This is a genomic window from Arthrobacter yangruifuii (assembly GCF_009192775.1).
Classification (GTDB): Bacteria; Actinomycetota; Actinomycetes; order Actinomycetales; family Micrococcaceae; genus Arthrobacter_B; species Arthrobacter_B yangruifuii.
The window spans coordinates 68,691-84,727 of sequence record NZ_VTFX01000005.1 but is presented as its reverse complement, the minus strand read 5'-3'; the positions used below and the strand labels follow the sequence as shown (position 1 = coordinate 84,727).

The window sequence follows — 16,037 nt, the reverse complement described above, 5'->3', positions numbered from 1 at the left end:
GTGCTCCTTCGTATCGCTTGGGGACCGCACGGTCCTACGGCAGGTCCCCGGCGCTCACACCCAGGGATTGTGCATCGTTCCAGGTGTCAACATCGGCTGTACTTCCCGGGGGAACATGAACACCCCTCCATTGCACCCTAGCAAGCAACGCCTTCATGGGCTTGTTCGCCAACCCCGACGAGGCAACGGACGCGACGGCGGCACGCAGGTCCGATGTCCGGTAGAGGGCAGCCAGCGGCTGGCGGTTTCCGGTGGAGTCCAGTGCCACCAGGCTCTCGGCCGGTGCCGCGGCGGCCGCTGCCAGCAGGACACGGACGGCATCTGCGACCTGCGGCATGTCGCAGGCCAGGACCAGCGTCCAGGGACAGCTGCCGGCACGGGGATCGGCGTTCCCGCTGCCGGTGCTGTCCCGTCTGCTGCTTTGCGTGCTGCTTTCCAGCGCGGCCAGGGCGCTGACGGCGGCTCCGACGGCGGCGGCCGGTCCGGCGAAGGCCGGCTCTTCGCGGACCAGCAGCGGCGTTCCCTGGCCGTCTGCGCCGGAAGCGGCAGCCAGCAGGTGCGCCAGCTCCGGCGGTCCTGCGACGGCGGTGTGCCGGGCACCCCGGGCGGCGGCAAGTGTGGTTTCCAGCAGGGTCCGGCCGTCCGCCAGCAGCAGGGCCTTGGGCGTGCCGCCCAGACGGGCGGACCGGCCGCCGGCGAGGATCACCGCGTCATAGCGGGGCATAGCGGACATCAGGCTGCCGTGTCATTCTGCAGGAACGGATCCCACTGCGGCGACGGGCGTTCGAGCTCGCGGATCTGCCAGCGCGCCCCCCGGGGTGCCTTCGGGGAGATTCTCAGTTCCCATCCGAGCTGGGCCAGGGTTCTGTCCCCCTTGGTGTTGTTACAGCGCAGGCAGCAGGCTACGAGGTTTTCCCAGTTGTCAGATCCTCCCCGGGAGCGGGGCACCACATGGTCCACCGTCGCGGCTGCCTTGCCGCAGTAGGCGCATTCGTGGTTATCCCGGCGCAGGACACCCCGGCGCGTGGCAACCGTGCCTTCCCGGTAGGGAATCTTGACATACCGGTGGAGGAGGATGACGGACGGACGGGGAAGGATTTCATTGGGACCGACCACCGGTTCACCGCTCTCCGCCACCACGCTCGCCTTTCCATTCAGAACCAGCACCAAAGCGCGGCGGAAGGTGATCACGGCCAGCGGTTCATATCCAGCATTCAGAACGAGAGTGCGCATGCACATACCTCTTCGCCTGCCGCCCACGAACCGGTGAGTACAAGACACCTTTGCCGCAAACGGCACTTCGATTGTCTATGCAAGAGTAGAACGGGATTGCGTTCTTGACCATTTGTGCCGGTCCTACCGGAAAGGGCAACCCCGCCGCAGCCATCGAAGCGTTGATCCGGCTTAACGCCGCAAGGCCCCTCCCGCAGGAAGGGCCTTGCTGTGCAGAGGTACCGGGTGCTTAGCCGCCTACGCGGATGTAGACGCCGCCGGAGCCGAGTTCGGCCGGAGCCACAACGGTGGATCCGCCGTTGAAACCGCCGTGCACTGCCTGCCCGCCGCCCACGTAGACAGCAATGTGGGCCATGCCCATTCCGCCGTCTGCGTAGTAGATCAGGTCGCCGGGCATAGCCTCAGCTGCGCTCACCGTCCGGCCAAGGGAGAGGTAGCTCGCAGGCCAGCCGTGGTGGTTGATTCCGGCTGCGGCCAGGGCGTTGGTCACCAGCATGGTGCAGTCCTGGTTGACGCCCAGCTGCGCGTAGGCAGCGGCGGCAATCGTGGACGCCGTTCCCGTGGGGGCAGCCGGTGCCTTTTTGGTGGCGGAAGCCTGGCTCTGGTCGCCGGTGGCCTGCACGGGGGTGGAGTATCCGGAGGCTGCCTGAGCGGCAGGGCCGGATGCTGCAGGGCCAGCTGCGGCAGTCTGCGCCGCTGCAGCCTGGTCTGCTGCCACCTGGTCCGCGGCGGCCTGCGCTGCAGCGGCCGCTGCCTGCTCTTCGGCTGCCTGGGCTGCAGCCTTTTCGGCGGCAACCTGTGCACGGAACTCGGCGCCGGAGGTGGAGCTGGGGGCGACGAGGGGAAGCTCGAACGGTGCGTTGGCCGGAGCCGTAACGCTGCCGGCAACAATGCTCAGCGGCGTTGCCGCGAGTGCCTGGCGGTCCGTGCTTACGGAAGCCTGTGCCGGAAGTCCGGCAGCCAGCACGAGGCCGGATGCTGCAACTACGACGGCGGCCTGGCGGCCAACGGTTCCGGCGTTGGAGCTGACTGCCCTGGACAGGGCGTTGAGTGTGGTGGTGCGGGCCACCGGCGCCCGGTGGCGGGCGCGATCAATAGTCGAGGTCATGATGTTCCGGGACCGGCCTTAGCTCACGCGGACGAAGCTGGCGCCCGGCAGGTCGGAAAGGGAATGCAGGCCGGTGTTCATGCCGTTCAGGCCACCGCTGATTACCTGGCCGTTGCCGACGTAGATGGCAACGTGGCCGCCGGTAATAACAAGGTCACCGGGAGCCGGGCTGGAAAGCACGGAACCGAACTGGAAGAACTGGCCCGGGGCCAGGTCACCGACGGACTTGCCGACGGAGCGCAGTGCCTTCTCCACCATGGCGGTGCAATCCTGCGCAACGCCGATCTGGCTGTAGGCGGAAGCCACCAGGCCCTGTGCGACATTTCCCGAGGCCGGGGCCGGGGCCGGAGCCTGGTCCTTCGGAGCCGGGCTCTGGTAGCCGGCGGTCTGCACGGGTGCTGCGTAACCCGAAGCTGCCGGGGCTGCGTAACCGGCGGCTGCCGGCGCGGCGGGGGCGGCTGCGGCAGTCTGCGCTGCTGCGGCCTGGTCCGCGGCGGCCTGCGCTGCAGCGGCCGCTGCCTGCTCTTCGGCTGCCTGGGCTGCAGCCTTTTCGGCGGCAACCTGTGCACGGAACTCGGCGCCGGAGGTGGAGCTGGGGGCGACGAGGGGAAGCTCGAACGGTGCGTTGGCCGGAGCCGTAACGCTGCCGGCAACAATGCTCAGCGGCGTTGCCGCGAGTGCCTGGCGGTCCGTGCTTACGGAAGCCTGTGCCGGAAGTCCGGCAGCCAGCACGAGGCCGGATGCTGCAACTACGACGGCGGCCTGGCGGCCAACGGTTCCGGCGTTGGAGCTGACGGCCCTGGATAGTGCGCTGATCGGGTTGGTCTGAACGGTGGCAGCACGACGGCGGCCATGAGCGTTTGATGACACAGGTTTGCCTCTCCCAATTGCCTACGAGGTGAGCTGTCGGATTCGGATGGGAGTCACCCGGTTGCCCGGCCTATTGGCCTTTTGCAACTTAACCCCAAGGGCTTCTTTCGAAACCCGAAATTGGTTCCCCCGCCTCTGCCATGCGATTCTGCGAACGGACTTCAAACAGTGGCAGAGCTAGGCGATCTGTTCAAAGGTGCCCCATCGTGGGCGATTCAGGCACGAGTGTGAGCGTACAGCAACATTTGGGTCATGTCACGTTCCGGTCACGAAACGGTATTCAACCGGTTACGGCCATTGATTTTTCAGCACTTACAACCAATTCAACGGGTCCACTACTTCGCCGTTAACCATGACCTCGAAATGCAGGTGGCATCCCGTTGATGATCCGGTGGTGCCGCTTGCTCCCACCAGGAATCCCCGATTGATTTCGGTGCCCACGGTGACGGCTATTTCAGCAAGGTGGTTGTACGTTGTCTCGACCCCGTTGCCGTGATCAATCACCACGCGGTTCCCACCGCCGTAGGGATGCCAGCCGGCAAAAACCACGGTGCCTGATGCGGCAGCATTTACGGCGGTTCCGCAGGCGGCGGCGAAATCCTGGCCGTTATGCATTTCTCCGGCTTCCCCGGTGATGGGGCTGGTCCGGTGGCCGAACCCGGAGGTCTCTACCAGCGCGGAATCCAGGGGTGTGGACAGTGTGCCCTTGGCAGCAGCGGGAACCACATGCGAACCGGCGGCAACCGTAATGGAAGCCAGCTTCGCCTCCGGATCGTATCTGCTGCTTATTACTCCGGTTCGTCCAAATCCGATCTCCGCGTGGGGATCAGCGGACACGGGCGCATTAACGGCAACCGGCTCGGGCTGGGACTGGACCGGGATTTCCGCTGCTGCCTGCGTAGGCATGGCAGCGGTAAGAATGAATCCCGAGGTTACGGCAGTGATAGCCACCTTCTGGGCGGCACCGCCGACTGACGCGGTTTTGGTTTCGGCGCGCCGGCGGCCTGATGTTGAGGCGTTGCGGGGGCGCAGTGGTGCAATATGAGCCCGCGCACGGCGCTGGCCCGAAGCAGCATGCTTCGACAAGTGTTTCCCTCTCATGGAACGCCTGCGAAGTTAGCTGTCGGATTCGAGTAGAGAAACTCGGCCTCCGGAAAAGCCGGAGCATCGGCCTGCAGCTATGCAGGCAATGCCGGCGATCTCCGGAAGGCTTCACCCCAAGGCAGTTCTACTGCCGGAAATGGGTCCTCCGCCCCTGCCTGGACTAATTCGGTACTCCGGTCCGCTGGCAGGGCTCGGCGGACGGACCGGATAACGGTGGTGTTTCAGCGTCGGAACTCACTATAGGTTAAATGTGGCCGAAAAGTGACCATTCCGTTACCCAATTGTGGAAACGAAAACATGCGCTGCCACTTCAGTAGGTAGCTCCAGGGCTCCCTCGATGTCCGGAACCCGGACGGAGATGTAACCGCCCACTACTTCGGCCGTGATCGCGGCGCCCGGCCGCAGCCCCATTTCATCCAGCTGGGAGAGCAGCTCCGGATCAACCTGGATGGGTTCAGCCAGCCGGACCAGCCGAAGTTTCGCCCCCGCTCCGGTGGCGGCGACGGTGGACACCAGGTCAGCGACGCCGTCTCGGTAGCCCTCGGCAGCCACACCGCCGATTCCTTCGAGCCCGGGGATGGGATTGCCGTACGGAGATTCCGTGGGATGGCCCAGCAGGTCATACAACCGCCGTTCCACCCGCTCGCTCATCACGTGTTCCCAGCGGCAGGCCTCGTCATGCACATAGGCCCAGTCCAGTCCGATCACATCTGCAAGCAGCCGTTCAGCGAGCCGGTGCTTGCGCATCACCTCGGTGGCCCGGCGCCGGCCGAGATCCGTCAGCTCCAGCCGACGCGTGCCGGCCACCACCACCAGTCCGTCACGCTCCATCCGCCCGATGGTTTGGGACACGGTGGGACCGGAGTGGCGCAGCCGTTCCGCAATGCGCGCACGGAGGGCAACAATGTTCTCTTCTTCCAATTCCAGGATGGTCCTGAGATACATCTCAGTGGTATCAATGAGATCCGTCATGACGGGCCGCTCCTAGCAAGGGAGAAAGAAGGGCAGCACACCGCTGCCCGGGGATACGGCAACACGTTAGCCTATTGGCCGGACCGCCCTAAAATCGCGCGGCCCCCTTCACGGCACCGGGTGGCCCGGGTCATATATCGTCGTGGTTCGAGGCCGTGCGGCAGAATGGAAGAGCAGATCCGCGCCACCTTCCACACGCTTGGAGAGTTATCCCATGGGCGATACAGCCGCACTGAAAATTCCCGCCGGACTCCTCCCCCGGGACGGACGGTTTGGTGCCGGCCCTTCCAAGGTCCGGCCGGAACAAATGGCCGCACTCGCAGCTGCGGGGACCGGCCTCCTCGGCACCTCGCACCGCCAGGCCCCGGTGCGCAGCCTGGTCGGCAGCGTCCGCGAAGGCCTTGCCAATCTCTTCTCCGCACCGGAGGGCTATGAAGTAGTGCTGGGCGTGGGCGGATCCACCGCCTTCTGGGACATTGCCGCCTTCGGGCTGGTTGCGGAGAAGGCCCAGCACCTGTCCTTCGGCGAGTTCGGATCGAAGTTTGCCGCGGCCACCAATAAGGCACCGTTCCTCTCCGCATCCAGCATCATCACCTCCGAGCCGGGCACGCGTCCGGAGCCGGCCGCGGAAGCAGGGGTTGATGTCTATGCCTGGCCGCAGAACGAAACCTCCACCGGTGTTGCTGCCCCGGTGCGGCGGGTTGAGGGCGCCGATGCCGGGTCCCTGGTCCTGATCGATGCCACCTCGGCGGCCGGCGGTCTGGACGTGGACCTGGCCCAGTCCGACGTCTATTACTTCGCTCCGCAGAAGAACTTCGCGTCCGACGGCGGCCTGTGGCTGGGCATGTTCTCCCCCGCCGCATTGGAGCGGGCAGCGCAGATCAATGCCGGTGGACGCTGGATCCCGGACTTCCTCAACCTGCAGACCGCAATCGACAATTCACGCCTGAACCAGACCTACAACACGCCGTCGTTGTCCACGCTGGTGACCCTGAACGCGCAGATCGAGTGGCTGAACGCCAACGGCGGGCTTCCCTTCGCCACGGGCCGCACCGCCGATTCGGCAGGGCGCATCTATTCCTGGGCGGAGAAATCGTCAGTGGCTACCCCGTTTGTGGCGCGTGCCGAGGACCGCTCGAATGTTATTGCCACCATCGACTTTGCCGAGGGAATCGATGCGTCCGCAATCGCGAAAACGCTGCGCGCCAACGGCGTCGTGGATGTGGAACCCTACCGGAAGCTCGGCCGCAACCAGCTGCGGATTGCGACCTTTGTCTCCATCGACCCGGATGACGTCAGTGCGCTGCTGGAGTGCATCGATTACGTGATTGCCAATTCCTGACCCGTTCCCCGCTGCAGGACCCGGACGCTAGGCGCTGTCCGGGTCCTGCAGCTTTTCCGGGCTGTCCGTGGTCATGCTGAGCCGGCGCGGCAGGCTGCGGTCGTAATGGAAACGCATGCCGTAGGACCGCCAGGCCCAGACGAAACCGATGGCGGCGGCCAGCAAACCCGAGGCAGCCGCAACGCCGAGGCTCCAGCGCGGGCCGAACGAGTCCGAGACCCAGCCCACCACCGGTGCCCCCAGCGGTGTTCCGCCCATAAAGATGGCGAAATACAGCGCCATCACCCGTCCGCGCATGACCTGCGCGGTGGTGGTCTGGACATACGCATTGGCGCTGGTCATCAGGGTGAGGGCGAACAGGCCCACCGGGATCAGCGACAGCGCGAACAGGGTCAGGGTGGGAGCGGCGGCGGACAGGATGCAGGCCAGGCCGAAGGCTCCCGAGGCCCCGAAGACAAAGCGCAGGCGCGGACGGTCCCGCCGGGCCGAGAGCAGGGCACCGGCAACGGAGCCGATGGCCATCACGGAGTTCAACAGCCCGAAGATACCGGCATCCCGGCCGAACTCGGTACGCGCCATGGCCGCGATGTAAATGGCGAAGTTCATGCCGAAGGTGCCCACAATGAAGATTGCCAGCATCACCATGACCAGGTCCGGCCGGTGCCGTACATAGGCCAGCCCTGCCCTGATGCGGCCCTTCCCCGGGGGTGACTTGGGCAGCACACGCAGTTCACCGGCCCGCATCTTCAGCAGGGCGATCACCATGGCCCCGAACGTCACGGCGTTGAGCACAAACACCAGGCCCGGTCCCACGGCTACCGTCAGCAGGCCGGCGACGGCGGGGCCGACCATGCGTGCCCCGTTAAAGGAGGCACTGTTCAGGGCGACGGCGTTGGGCAGGTCCCGCTCGGACACCACTTCCGAGACAAAGGCCTGGCGTGCCGGGCCGTCCACGGCGGACACGACACCCAGGGCCAGCGCGAAGGCGTAGACGTGCCACAACTCCGCGTGCCCGGACAGGACCAGCAGGCCCAGTGCCAGCCCCAGCGCCCCCATGCTGACCTGGGTCAGCAGGAGGACCTTGCGCCGGTTGTACGTGTCGGCAATGAGCCCCGACCACGGTGCCAGGAGCAGCTGCGGCCCCAGCTGGAGCGCCATGACGATTCCCATGGCAGTCGCATCCTGGTCGGTCAGGATGTCATAGACCAGCCAGTCCTGGGCGGTGCGCTGCATCCAGGTACCGATGTTGGATACGAGGGCACCGATGAACCAGATGCGGTAATTGAAGATGCGCAGGGAACGGAACATCAGTTCAGCGCCCCCGTGGAGATAGCGAACCCGTTGCCCCCGGCCATCACGGAATTACTCGTCCTCCCCGGCACCCGTCGACTCGGGGAGCTGCTCGCCGGACAGGTCCTGTTCCCCCTGCTCCAGGTCGGACTGTTCCTGCTCGGCTCTTTCCTGCTCAGCCTGTTCCTGTTCGGCCTGTTCCCGGGCCTGGAGCTCCTGTTCGGCGGCAATGTCTTCCGGGCGCAGCCGGTCGGACCAGGGCAGCCACTCGGGTGCCAGCAGCGCCTCGTTGGAGGGAAGCAGTCCCACCTCGCTGACCGTCACCTTCTTGCTTCGGGGCACACGGGCCACCGTCACGTACCAGAACCATCCCCGGTAGCCGGGGCGGCGGGAGGCGAACCGGTGCGTCACCAGCCGTTCAGCATCCGCAACGGCACCTACGTAGTTGCCGATTTCATCCTCGGACACCACTTCGAGCAGGCCTGCACGGGCTTCCGCCACGGCTTCGGCGAGGACGGCGTCAGGCTTTCCGGGCCGCCGCGGAGCCCGCTTCCGGGCAACGGGAACCTCCGCCGCGGGTTCTGCCGCGGGTTCAGGTTCAGGATCAGAGGGCATCTCGGGAGTAGGAGTTATTGGTGTCATTGTCACTTCAGCGCACTAACCTTATACATCCAGATCATCAGCAACGGCCCGCAGGACGGCAGCCACCTTGGACGCGTTCTTCTTGTCCGGGTAGCGGCCACGCCGAAGTCCGTTGGAAATAGTGTCCAGCAGCTTGATCAGGTCTTCGGTGATCACGGCCATGTCCTCGGCATCCTTGCGGGTCGCCTTGGCGACCGACGGCGGAGCTTCGAGGATGCGTGCCGAAAGAGCCTGCGGTCCGCGCCGGCCATCGGCAACACCGAATTCCATGCGGGTACCGGGCTTTACCTCGCTGACCCCCGCCGGCAGGGCCGAAGCATGGAGGAAGACTTCCTGCCCCTCGTCCGTGGCCAGAAACCCAAAACCCTTACCAGTGTCGAACCATTTGACCTTGCCGATGGGCACTTCGGTTACCTCGTTCTTAGTTTAATAGCAGCAGGACACCTGCTGCAGGAATAGTCGTGACCCGCGTTGGCCCGCCAGGCCCCAAGCGGCACCCGAGTGCCTGCAGGGACAAAAGAGTTGGAGCACCTGCAGAGATACTACGGGGAAGTCTGTTCCCTTTAGAATATCCCCATCGGGGTTTGGGGCACCAAGGGCGTTTCCTTTGTGCCGTGGTTTTCCGCTGTTAGCGTTAATCACCATGAGCAACACCCCGCCGGACAAGATCCGGGCCCACACCGCATCCGCAGACCCCGCTTCGGGCGCATCAGCCGTCGCGCCGGAGCGGCGGGCGCCGTCGCGCAGGTCTCCGGTCCGGCGGGCCGCCGCCGTGCTCGCAGCCGTCCTGGCAGTGTTCGGGCTGGGGACGCTCGCGGCGGTGCTCCTCCTCGCCCTGGGCGGCCAGAGTGTTGCGCCGTGGCTGGTGGCCGCGTCCTTTTATGCGCTGCCCCTCGCCTTCCTGCTTATGGCAGGCCTGGTGATCGACGGAATTCGGCGCCGGCGCCGGGGCTGATCGGTCCGTTTTTCCACCCACTCAGGTAACGTGGTGCTGATGTCTGAGATTCGAGCTCTGGCCGAAGATTTAGCCGCACGCAGTGACAACCAGCTGCGTGAATTGCTTACTGCCAGGCCGGACCTCGCGCTGCCCGCCGTCCCGGATTTCCAGGCCCTGGCAGCCCGGGCCTCCACGCGGGTGAGTGTCCAGCGGATCCTTGAAAAACTGACGGCTCCGGAACTGCAGGTTCTTGAGGCCGTGGATCTGACCACCAACGAGGATTCCCAGCTCAGCACCACTGCCTCGTGGCTGAAAGCCGCCATTGCGGGTTCAACCATCAAGTCCCTGGACATCATCCTGGGCCATCTGCATTCCCTCGCCCTGCTCCGGCGGGCCAAGCCGCATCCCGGAGCGCCCAAGGCCGATGCCTCCCGCCGGTTCTATCTCCCGGTCTCGGTCCTCGGCGAAGCGCTGGGAGCCTATCCGGCCGGTCTCGGCCGGCCGTACTCCACCCTTGCGGCCCAGCATCCCGAGTTCGGGCAGCGGCTGGTCGGGATCGTCGAGGGCCTGCGGGCCAGCGGACTGCCGCTGGAGAAGGCGGACACCCCGGCCACCGCCGCGCATTCCCTGCATCATCTGGTGTCCGACCCCGCAGGATGGGACGCGCTGATGGGCAGTGCCCCGCCCCAGACCGCCGATCTGCTGCGCCGCTTCAAATACTCCCCGGTGGGTACCATTCCGAAGCGGGCTGCGCTGGGCCGGGCCGTCCTGGACAATCCCTCCCCCGCCCCGGTGGAATGGCTGGTGGCCCGCGGGCTCCTGGTCCCCCTGGACACGCTCCATGTAGAGCTGCCGCGGCCCGTGGGGCAGGCCTCACGCGGCCACGTCATTGTCGCGGATTTCCAATTGGAAGCCCCGCGCCCCGTGCCGCGTACGGTGACCCGCAGCCTGCGTGACAATGCCGCCTTCGGCGCAGTGGCCGAAACCCTGCGCCTGGTCACGGAGCTGGTGGCGCTTGCCGCTCAAAACCCCGTGGGCACACTGCGCTCCGGCGGCGTGGGCGTCCGCGAGGTCCGCCGGCTTTCGGAGTCGCTGCGCCTGGACGGAGCCTCCACGTCCTGGCTGCTGGAACTGGCGGCACTGGCCGGACTGATCACGCTGGACGCTGCAACCTCGCGCTGGGGAGCCTCCGAAGGTACCTGGCTGACCCAAAAGCGGGAAGAGCAGTGGCACCGGCTGGTGGAAGCCTGGCTGGCGGCGGACCGGGCACCGTCCCTGGTCGGTGCGCCGCTGCCCGCCGGCGGGGCAGTCAACGCACTGGCCGCTGAAGTCTCCCGTCCGGACGCACCCGTGGTCCGCCGCCGCACCCTGGAAATGCTTGCCCAGCTCTCCGACCCCGACGGGACGGAAGAGGATGACACCGTCGGCGCCTTCGACACCGCGGACCTTATCAGCGCCCTGACCTGGCACCAGCCGCGCCTGCAGCGGCGCTTTGCCCGCCTGGTGCCGGGGATCCTGAAGGAAGCGGCGCAGCTGGGGCTGTTGGGCTCCGGTGCGTTGACGGAGCTGGGCTCTGCCGTGGCCGGCAACGACTTTTCCCGTGCCACCGCGGTCCTGCGGGATGCCCTGCCCGCCCCCTTGAATTCGTTCCTGCTCCAGGCCGATCTCACCGCGGTGGCGCCCGGCTATCTGGAGCCCGACGTCGCCCGCGAACTGGCCCTGGTCGCTACGGCTGAAGGACAGGGTCCGGCAACGATCTACCGGTTCTCGGCCGAATCCGTGCGTCGGGCACTGGATGAAGGGCTCGACGCCGAGGGCATCCTGGCCTTCCTGCAACGGCATTCGGCAACGGAGGTCCCCCAGCCCCTGCGTTACCTGGTGGAGGACACGGCGGCCCGGTACGGCCGGCTTCGCGTGGGCGCTGCCGGCTCGTACCTGCGCAGCGATGACGAAGCCGGGCTCAATGCGCTGCTGGCTGATCCGCGCACCGCCTCGCTGGGCCTGGTGCGGCTGGCCCCAACGGTTGTCGCTGCGGACGTGCCGGCCAAGGAACTCACGTTTTCCCTCCGCGAGCTGGGCTATCCCCCCGCGCTGGAAGGCCCGGCCCGCAAACCGGTCGGCTCCCACCGGATGGTTCCGGTGCCTGCTCCGTCCTCGTCCGCCACCCGGCTGAACCCGTGGGAGCTATCGGATGAGGATCTGGACCGGCAGCTCGCTGCGCTGCGCGGCGGAGGGCCGGTCCCGCATACCGGCGAAAGCCAGTCCCTGGTCAGCCTGGAAACCCTGCGTAAAGCCATCCGGACCAAGAGTTCGGTGCGGATGGGGGTAGTCGATGAGCAGGGGAATCAGCGGCAGGAGATTTTCGTTCCCCTATCGGTGAGCGACGGCAGGGTCCGGGTCTACGACCCGCGCAGCGACGTCGAACGCACAGTGTCAGTACATCGGATTATGGACGTGGAAATAGTGGAGGGTAGCCCGGCACATGGTTGACGGACCGTTGATTGTCCAGAGCGATAAGACGATTCTTCTGGAGGTCGATCACGAACAGGCAACCGAAGCCCGGCACGCGATAGCAGCGTTTGCCGAACTTGAACGGGCGCCCGAACACATCCACAGTTACCGGCTGACCCCGCTGGGGCTGTGGAACGCGCGCGCCGCAGGGCTCGACGCCGAGCAGGTCCTGAACACGCTGCTCACCTACTCCCGGTTCCCGGTGCCGCATTCGCTGCTGATCGACATTGAAGAGACCATGTCCCGGTACGGCCGGCTGCGCCTGGAAAAGGACCCCCAGCACGGTCTGGTGCTGCGCACCAACGACTACCCTGTGCTCGAGGAAGTGATGCACGCCAAGAAGATCCAGCCGCTGCTCGGCCCGCGGATCGACGGCGAGACCGTGGTGGTGCAGTCCGCCATGCGCGGCCAGCTCAAGCAGCTGCTGCTCAAGCTCGGCTGGCCTGCCGAGGACCTGGCCGGGTACGTGGACGGCACGCCGCATCCGATTATGCTCAACGAGGACGGCTGGACCCTCCGCCCGTACCAGAAGCTGGCCACGGAGAATTTCTGGGCCGGCGGCTCCGGCGTCGTGGTGCTGCCCTGCGGTGCCGGGAAGACCCTGGTAGGTGCAGCGGCCATGGCCACCAGCTCCACCACCACCCTGATTCTGGTGACCAACACCGTGTCCGCCCGGCAGTGGAAGGACGAGCTGCTGAAGCGGACCTCCCTGACCGAGGACGAAATCGGCGAATACTCCGGTGCGGTGAAGGAAGTCCGGCCGGTCACCATCGCCACCTACCAGGTCCTCACCCTGAAGCGCGGCGGGCTGTATCCGCACCTGGAACTGCTGGACGCCAATGACTGGGGCCTGATCATTTATGACGAGGTGCATCTGCTGCCGGCACCGATCTTCCGGATGACCGCGGACCTGCAGGCACGGCGCCGGCTCGGCCTGACGGCCACCCTGGTCCGCGAGGACGGCCGGGAGGGAGAGGTCTTCTCGCTCATCGGGCCCAAGCGGTACGACGCGCCGTGGAAGGACATCGAGGCACAGGGCTACATCGCCCCGGCCGAGTGCATCGAGGTCCGGGTGGACCTGCCGCGGGATGAACGGGTGGCCTACGCCATGGCCGAAGACGGGGACAAATACCGGCTGTGCTCGACGTCGGAAACCAAGACCGGCGTCGTCGAGCAGTTGGTGAAGCGGCACGCCGGCGAGCAGACACTGGTGATCGGGCAGTATCTGGACCAGCTGGACGAACTCGCCGAGCGGCTGGATGCTCCCGTGATCAAGGGCGACACTCCGGTGAAGGAACGCCAGCGGCTCTTTAATGAGTTCCGGGAAGGCGCACTGAGCACGCTGGTGGTGTCGAAGGTGGCCAACTTCTCCATCGACCTGCCCGAGGCGTCCGTGGCGATCCAGGTGTCGGGGTCCTTCGGCTCCCGGCAGGAGGAGGCCCAGCGGCTGGGACGGCTGCTGCGGCCCAAGGCGGACGGCAAGGCCGCACATTTCTACACCGTGGTGGCCCGGGACACCCTGGACCAGGATTTTGCCGCCAAACGGCAGCGGTTCCTCGCCGAGCAGGGATATGCGTATTCCATCCTGGACGCCGCGGACATCGAAAAGCCGGTGTAGGTTCCGGGGTTCCGGCCTCCCGGCTGCGGCCGGAAGACTTTACCGGACACGGTCAGCATTCATTCGGTGCACCTACAGACAACGTCCAGCTAAATGTAAGAAACTGGTCGGGTGAACAAATCGTCTACACCCGAAGCACGCCTCCTTGTTGTCGATGATGAGCCGAACATCCGCGAGCTGCTCTCCACCTCGCTGCGTTTCGCCGGCTTCGACGTTGTTGCTGCGGCCAACGGCCGTGAAGCACTGGCCGCCGTCGACTCCCACAACCCGGACCTGGCAGTCCTGGATGTCATGCTTCCGGATATGGACGGGTTCACGCTGACCCGCAGGCTGCGCGCCGCCGGACAGCACTTTCCCGTGGTCTTCCTGACCGCCCGCGATGATACCGAAGACAAGGTCACCGGCCTGACCGTGGGCGGTGACGACTACGTGACCAAGCCCTTCAGCCTCGACGAGGTGGTGGCCCGCATCCGGGCAGTACTTCGCCGCACCCAGCCGCTGGAGGACGACGACGCCGTGATCCGCGTGGATGACCTCGAGCTCGACGACGACGCGCACGAGGTCCGCCGCGGCGGCGTCACCATTGAGCTGTCCCCCACCGAGTTCAAGCTGCTGCGTTACCTCATGCTGAACCCGAACCGGGTGCTGTCCAAGGCCCAGATCCTGGACCATGTCTGGGAATACGATTTCAACGGAGATGCCTCCATTGTGGAGTCCTACATTTCCTATCTGCGGCGCAAGATCGACCGCAGCCCGGACGCGCCGGCACTGATCCAGACCAAGCGCGGCGTGGGCTACCTGCTGCGTTCCTCGGAGAAGCGCTAGCACCTTGGTACGGCGCTGGAAATCCGCTTCGCTGCGGTCGCAGCTGGTCGCCATCATGGCGGTGCTGATGGTGGTCACCGTGACCATCACCGGTATTGCCACGATTACCCTGCTGCGCCAGATCCTGGTGGACCGGCTGGACGCGGACATTGATGCCAATGCGTCCAAGGTGTCGCGCTATTTGCTGGTCAATGAGCCCAGCACCGATGCCTCACTGTTCCGCTATTACGGCCTGTACCTGAACGAGGACGGCAGCCACGGCCCGGCCACCCACTCGGAATCGGCCACCGATATCCCGAAACTGCGCGAGTACACCGCCGACGAAGTGGCGGCCCTGGACACTCAGGGCTTCGACGTCAGCGGCACCTCCCCAACGTCCAAGGGCTGGCGGGTGCGCATTTATGACTTCCAGAACCTGCCCGGCTCCGTTGCCGTAGCCATCCCCCTGGATTCCGTTGCGGCGACAGTGGATGAGGCAGCCTCCCTGGTGTTTTCCGTGGGACTGCTGGGAACCCTCGGCGCCACCGGCATTGCCTACTGGGCGGTGACCCGGCAGTTCCGTCCACTGAGCCAGGTGGAGAAAACCGCGGCTGCGATTGCCGCCGGCGATTTGTCCCGGCGTGTGGAGGTGGGCAATCCCGCCACGGAGATCGGCCGGCTGTCCCGTTCCCTCAACGCCATGCTGGCGCATATTGAAACTGCCTTCGCCGCCCGCACACAGTCCGAATCCAAGATGCGCCGCTTCGTGCAGGACGCGTCCCACGAGCTGCGCACCCCGTTGGTGACCATCCGCGGGTTCTCCGAGCTGTACCGGCACGGTGCGCTCCAGAAACCCGAAGAGATCTCCGCGGCCATGGGCCGGATCGAGAGCGAAGCCAAACGCATGGGGCAGCTGGTCGAGGATCTCCTGACCCTTGCCCGGGTGGATGAGCAGCGGCCGTTGGAATACGAACCCGTGGACCTGATGATCCTGGGCAATGACGCAGCCATGGATGCCCGCGCCAGCGCACCGGACCGGGATATCAAGGTGGTGGGACTGGACGGCCACGCCCCGCAGAGCGCCCCCACCATGGGCGACGAGGCCCGTCTGCGGCAGGTGGTGGCCAACCTGATGACCAATGCCCTGCGCTACACCCCTGCAGGCTCGCCCATCGAAGTGGCGGTGGGAGTTGCCCCCGTCATCCATGACCGGATGGATGCGGTGCTGGAGGTGCGCGACCATGGTCCCGGGATCTCCGAAGACGACGCCGCGCGGGTCTTTGAACGCTTTTACCGCGCTGATTCCTCCCGCTACCGGGAAACCGGAGGCACGGGCCTTGGGCTGGCCATCGTGGCGGCGCTGGTGGCCCAGCATGACGGAACCGTGCGGCTGGCCGAGACGCAGGGCGGGGGCGCCACGCTGTCCATCCGGCTGCCCTACCGCGCCCCGGAGCAGTTCCCGGAGCATCCGGAGGACGGCGACGCCGGCACCCGCTAACGTTCCCGGCGCAGGCAGCGGGGCGGGCAGTGGCAGGCGCCGGCAGGCGGCCGGAGCCGGGTTGCGCCGGCAGGCGGTCGGCGCCGGGTTGCCCTCCACAGGGTGTCC

At 66.2% G+C, this 16,037-nt stretch carries 15 protein-coding genes and 2 riboswitches; of the genes, 6 read left to right on the top strand and 9 right to left on the bottom strand.

Translation table 11 applies throughout. From position 1 onward, the window contains the following. Positions 1 to 34 precede the first annotated feature (34 nt). From mobA to GD627_RS11350, 6 genes are all read right to left on the bottom strand, one after another. A complete protein-coding gene (gene mobA, locus GD627_RS11375) occupies positions 35 to 733 on the bottom strand; it encodes a molybdenum cofactor guanylyltransferase (RefSeq protein WP_246165461.1) in 699 nt (232 codons plus the stop codon). After that, positions 733 to 1,233 carry an HNH endonuclease gene (locus tag GD627_RS11370; protein WP_146362964.1) on the bottom strand — a complete coding sequence of 167 codons (501 nt, stop codon included), beginning with the start codon at positions 1,231 to 1,233 and terminating at the stop codon, positions 733 to 735. The genes mobA and GD627_RS11370 overlap by 1 nt, the downstream gene beginning before the upstream one ends. Positions 1,234 to 1,462: 229 nt before the next feature. Continuing rightward, positions 1,463 to 2,341 carry an NlpC/P60 family protein gene (locus GD627_RS11365; RefSeq protein WP_152272594.1) on the bottom strand — a complete coding sequence of 293 codons (879 nt, stop codon included), beginning with the start codon at positions 2,339 to 2,341 and terminating at the stop codon, positions 1,463 to 1,465. An 18-nt stretch (positions 2,342 to 2,359) separates the two neighbouring features. Next, complete coding sequence (locus GD627_RS16945; protein WP_152272593.1) at positions 2,360 to 3,211, bottom strand: NlpC/P60 family protein; 852 nt, start codon at positions 3,209 to 3,211, stop codon at positions 2,360 to 2,362. A gap of 3 nt (positions 3,212 to 3,214) precedes the next feature. Beyond that, a riboswitch (cyclic di-AMP (ydaO/yuaA leader) is annotated at positions 3,215 to 3,374 on the bottom strand. A 149-nt stretch (positions 3,375 to 3,523) separates the two neighbouring features. Continuing rightward, positions 3,524 to 4,117 (bottom strand): M23 family metallopeptidase, encoded by a 594-nt coding sequence (locus GD627_RS11355; RefSeq protein WP_246165460.1) that lies wholly within the window; start codon positions 4,115 to 4,117, stop codon positions 3,524 to 3,526. Between the two features lie 183 nt (positions 4,118 to 4,300). After that, a riboswitch (cyclic di-AMP (ydaO/yuaA leader) is annotated at positions 4,301 to 4,496 on the bottom strand. 92 nt (positions 4,497 to 4,588) lie between these two features. Next, positions 4,589 to 5,287 (bottom strand): iron-dependent transcriptional repressor DtxR, encoded by a 699-nt coding sequence (locus GD627_RS11350; protein WP_146362972.1) that lies wholly within the window; start codon positions 5,285 to 5,287, stop codon positions 4,589 to 4,591. A 214-nt stretch (positions 5,288 to 5,501) separates the two neighbouring features. Here GD627_RS11350 and serC point away from each other — a divergent pair, with 214 nt between their 5' ends. Further along, positions 5,502 to 6,629: a phosphoserine transaminase gene (serC, locus tag GD627_RS11345; RefSeq protein ID WP_152272591.1), complete on the top strand. Its 1,128-nt coding sequence runs from the start codon at positions 5,502 to 5,504 to the stop codon at positions 6,627 to 6,629. Positions 6,630 to 6,656: 27 nt separating this feature from the next. Here the strand turns inward: serC and GD627_RS11340 are convergent, their stop codons facing one another. From GD627_RS11340 to GD627_RS11330, 3 genes are read right to left on the bottom strand one after another with little or no spacing between them, the layout of a single operon-like run. Continuing rightward, complete coding sequence (locus GD627_RS11340) at positions 6,657 to 7,937, bottom strand: MFS transporter (protein ID WP_152272590.1); 1,281 nt, start codon at positions 7,935 to 7,937, stop codon at positions 6,657 to 6,659. Between the two features lie 54 nt (positions 7,938 to 7,991). Continuing rightward, complete coding sequence (locus tag GD627_RS11335; RefSeq protein ID WP_194266039.1) at positions 7,992 to 8,534, bottom strand: DUF3027 domain-containing protein; 543 nt, start codon at positions 8,532 to 8,534, stop codon at positions 7,992 to 7,994. A 48-nt stretch (positions 8,535 to 8,582) separates the two neighbouring features. Continuing rightward, a complete protein-coding gene (locus GD627_RS11330; protein WP_146362980.1) occupies positions 8,583 to 8,966 on the bottom strand; it encodes a cold-shock protein in 384 nt (127 codons plus the stop codon). Between the two features lie 238 nt (positions 8,967 to 9,204). On the opposite strand from GD627_RS11330, the gene GD627_RS16830 reads away from it, so the two are divergent. From GD627_RS16830 to GD627_RS11305, 5 genes are all read left to right on the top strand, one after another. Beyond that, the gene (locus GD627_RS16830; protein ID WP_246165459.1) at positions 9,205 to 9,516 is read left to right on the top strand and encodes a hypothetical protein; all 312 of its coding nucleotides are present in this window, start codon (positions 9,205 to 9,207) and stop codon (positions 9,514 to 9,516) included. 39 nt (positions 9,517 to 9,555) lie between these two features. After that, positions 9,556 to 11,988 carry a helicase-associated domain-containing protein gene (locus GD627_RS11320; RefSeq protein WP_152272588.1) on the top strand — a complete coding sequence of 811 codons (2,433 nt, stop codon included), beginning with the start codon at positions 9,556 to 9,558 and terminating at the stop codon, positions 11,986 to 11,988. Beyond that, positions 11,981 to 13,627, top strand: coding sequence for a DNA repair helicase XPB (locus GD627_RS11315; protein ID WP_152272587.1), 1,647 nt, complete (start codon positions 11,981 to 11,983; stop codon positions 13,625 to 13,627). The genes GD627_RS11320 and GD627_RS11315 overlap by 8 nt, the downstream gene beginning before the upstream one ends. Positions 13,628 to 13,738: 111 nt before the next feature. Then, on the top strand, positions 13,739 to 14,452 hold the full coding sequence (locus GD627_RS11310; RefSeq protein ID WP_152272586.1) for a response regulator transcription factor: 714 nt from the start codon (positions 13,739 to 13,741) through the stop codon (positions 14,450 to 14,452). A 4-nt stretch (positions 14,453 to 14,456) separates the two neighbouring features. Continuing rightward, a complete protein-coding gene (locus GD627_RS11305) occupies positions 14,457 to 15,929 on the top strand; it encodes a sensor histidine kinase (RefSeq protein ID WP_194266038.1) in 1,473 nt (490 codons plus the stop codon). Positions 15,930 to 16,037: the final 108 nt, after the last annotated feature.

Coding starts and splice junctions, on each gene's coding strand:
- GD627_RS11315 (WP_152272587.1), top strand. CDS start 11,981: ATGGTTGACGGACCGTTGATTGTCCAGAGCGATAAGACGATTCTTCTG.
- GD627_RS11350 (WP_146362972.1), bottom strand. CDS start 5,287: ATGACGGATCTCATTGATACCACTGAGATGTATCTCAGGACCATCCTG.
- serC (WP_152272591.1), top strand. CDS start 5,502: ATGGGCGATACAGCCGCACTGAAAATTCCCGCCGGACTCCTCCCCCGG.
- mobA (WP_246165461.1), bottom strand. CDS start 733: ATGTCCGCTATGCCCCGCTATGACGCGGTGATCCTCGCCGGCGGCCGG.
- GD627_RS11320 (WP_152272588.1), top strand. CDS start 9,556: ATGTCTGAGATTCGAGCTCTGGCCGAAGATTTAGCCGCACGCAGTGAC.
- GD627_RS11365 (WP_152272594.1), bottom strand. CDS start 2,341: ATGACCTCGACTATTGATCGCGCCCGCCACCGGGCGCCGGTGGCCCGC.
- GD627_RS11355 (WP_246165460.1), bottom strand. CDS start 4,117: ATGCCTACGCAGGCAGCAGCGGAAATCCCGGTCCAGTCCCAGCCCGAG.
- GD627_RS11370 (WP_146362964.1), bottom strand. CDS start 1,233: ATGCGCACTCTCGTTCTGAATGCTGGATATGAACCGCTGGCCGTGATC.
- GD627_RS11335 (WP_194266039.1), bottom strand. CDS start 8,534: ATGCCCTCTGATCCTGAACCTGAACCCGCGGCAGAACCCGCGGCGGAG.
- GD627_RS16830 (WP_246165459.1), top strand. CDS start 9,205: ATGAGCAACACCCCGCCGGACAAGATCCGGGCCCACACCGCATCCGCA.
- GD627_RS11340 (WP_152272590.1), bottom strand. CDS start 7,937: ATGTTCCGTTCCCTGCGCATCTTCAATTACCGCATCTGGTTCATCGGT.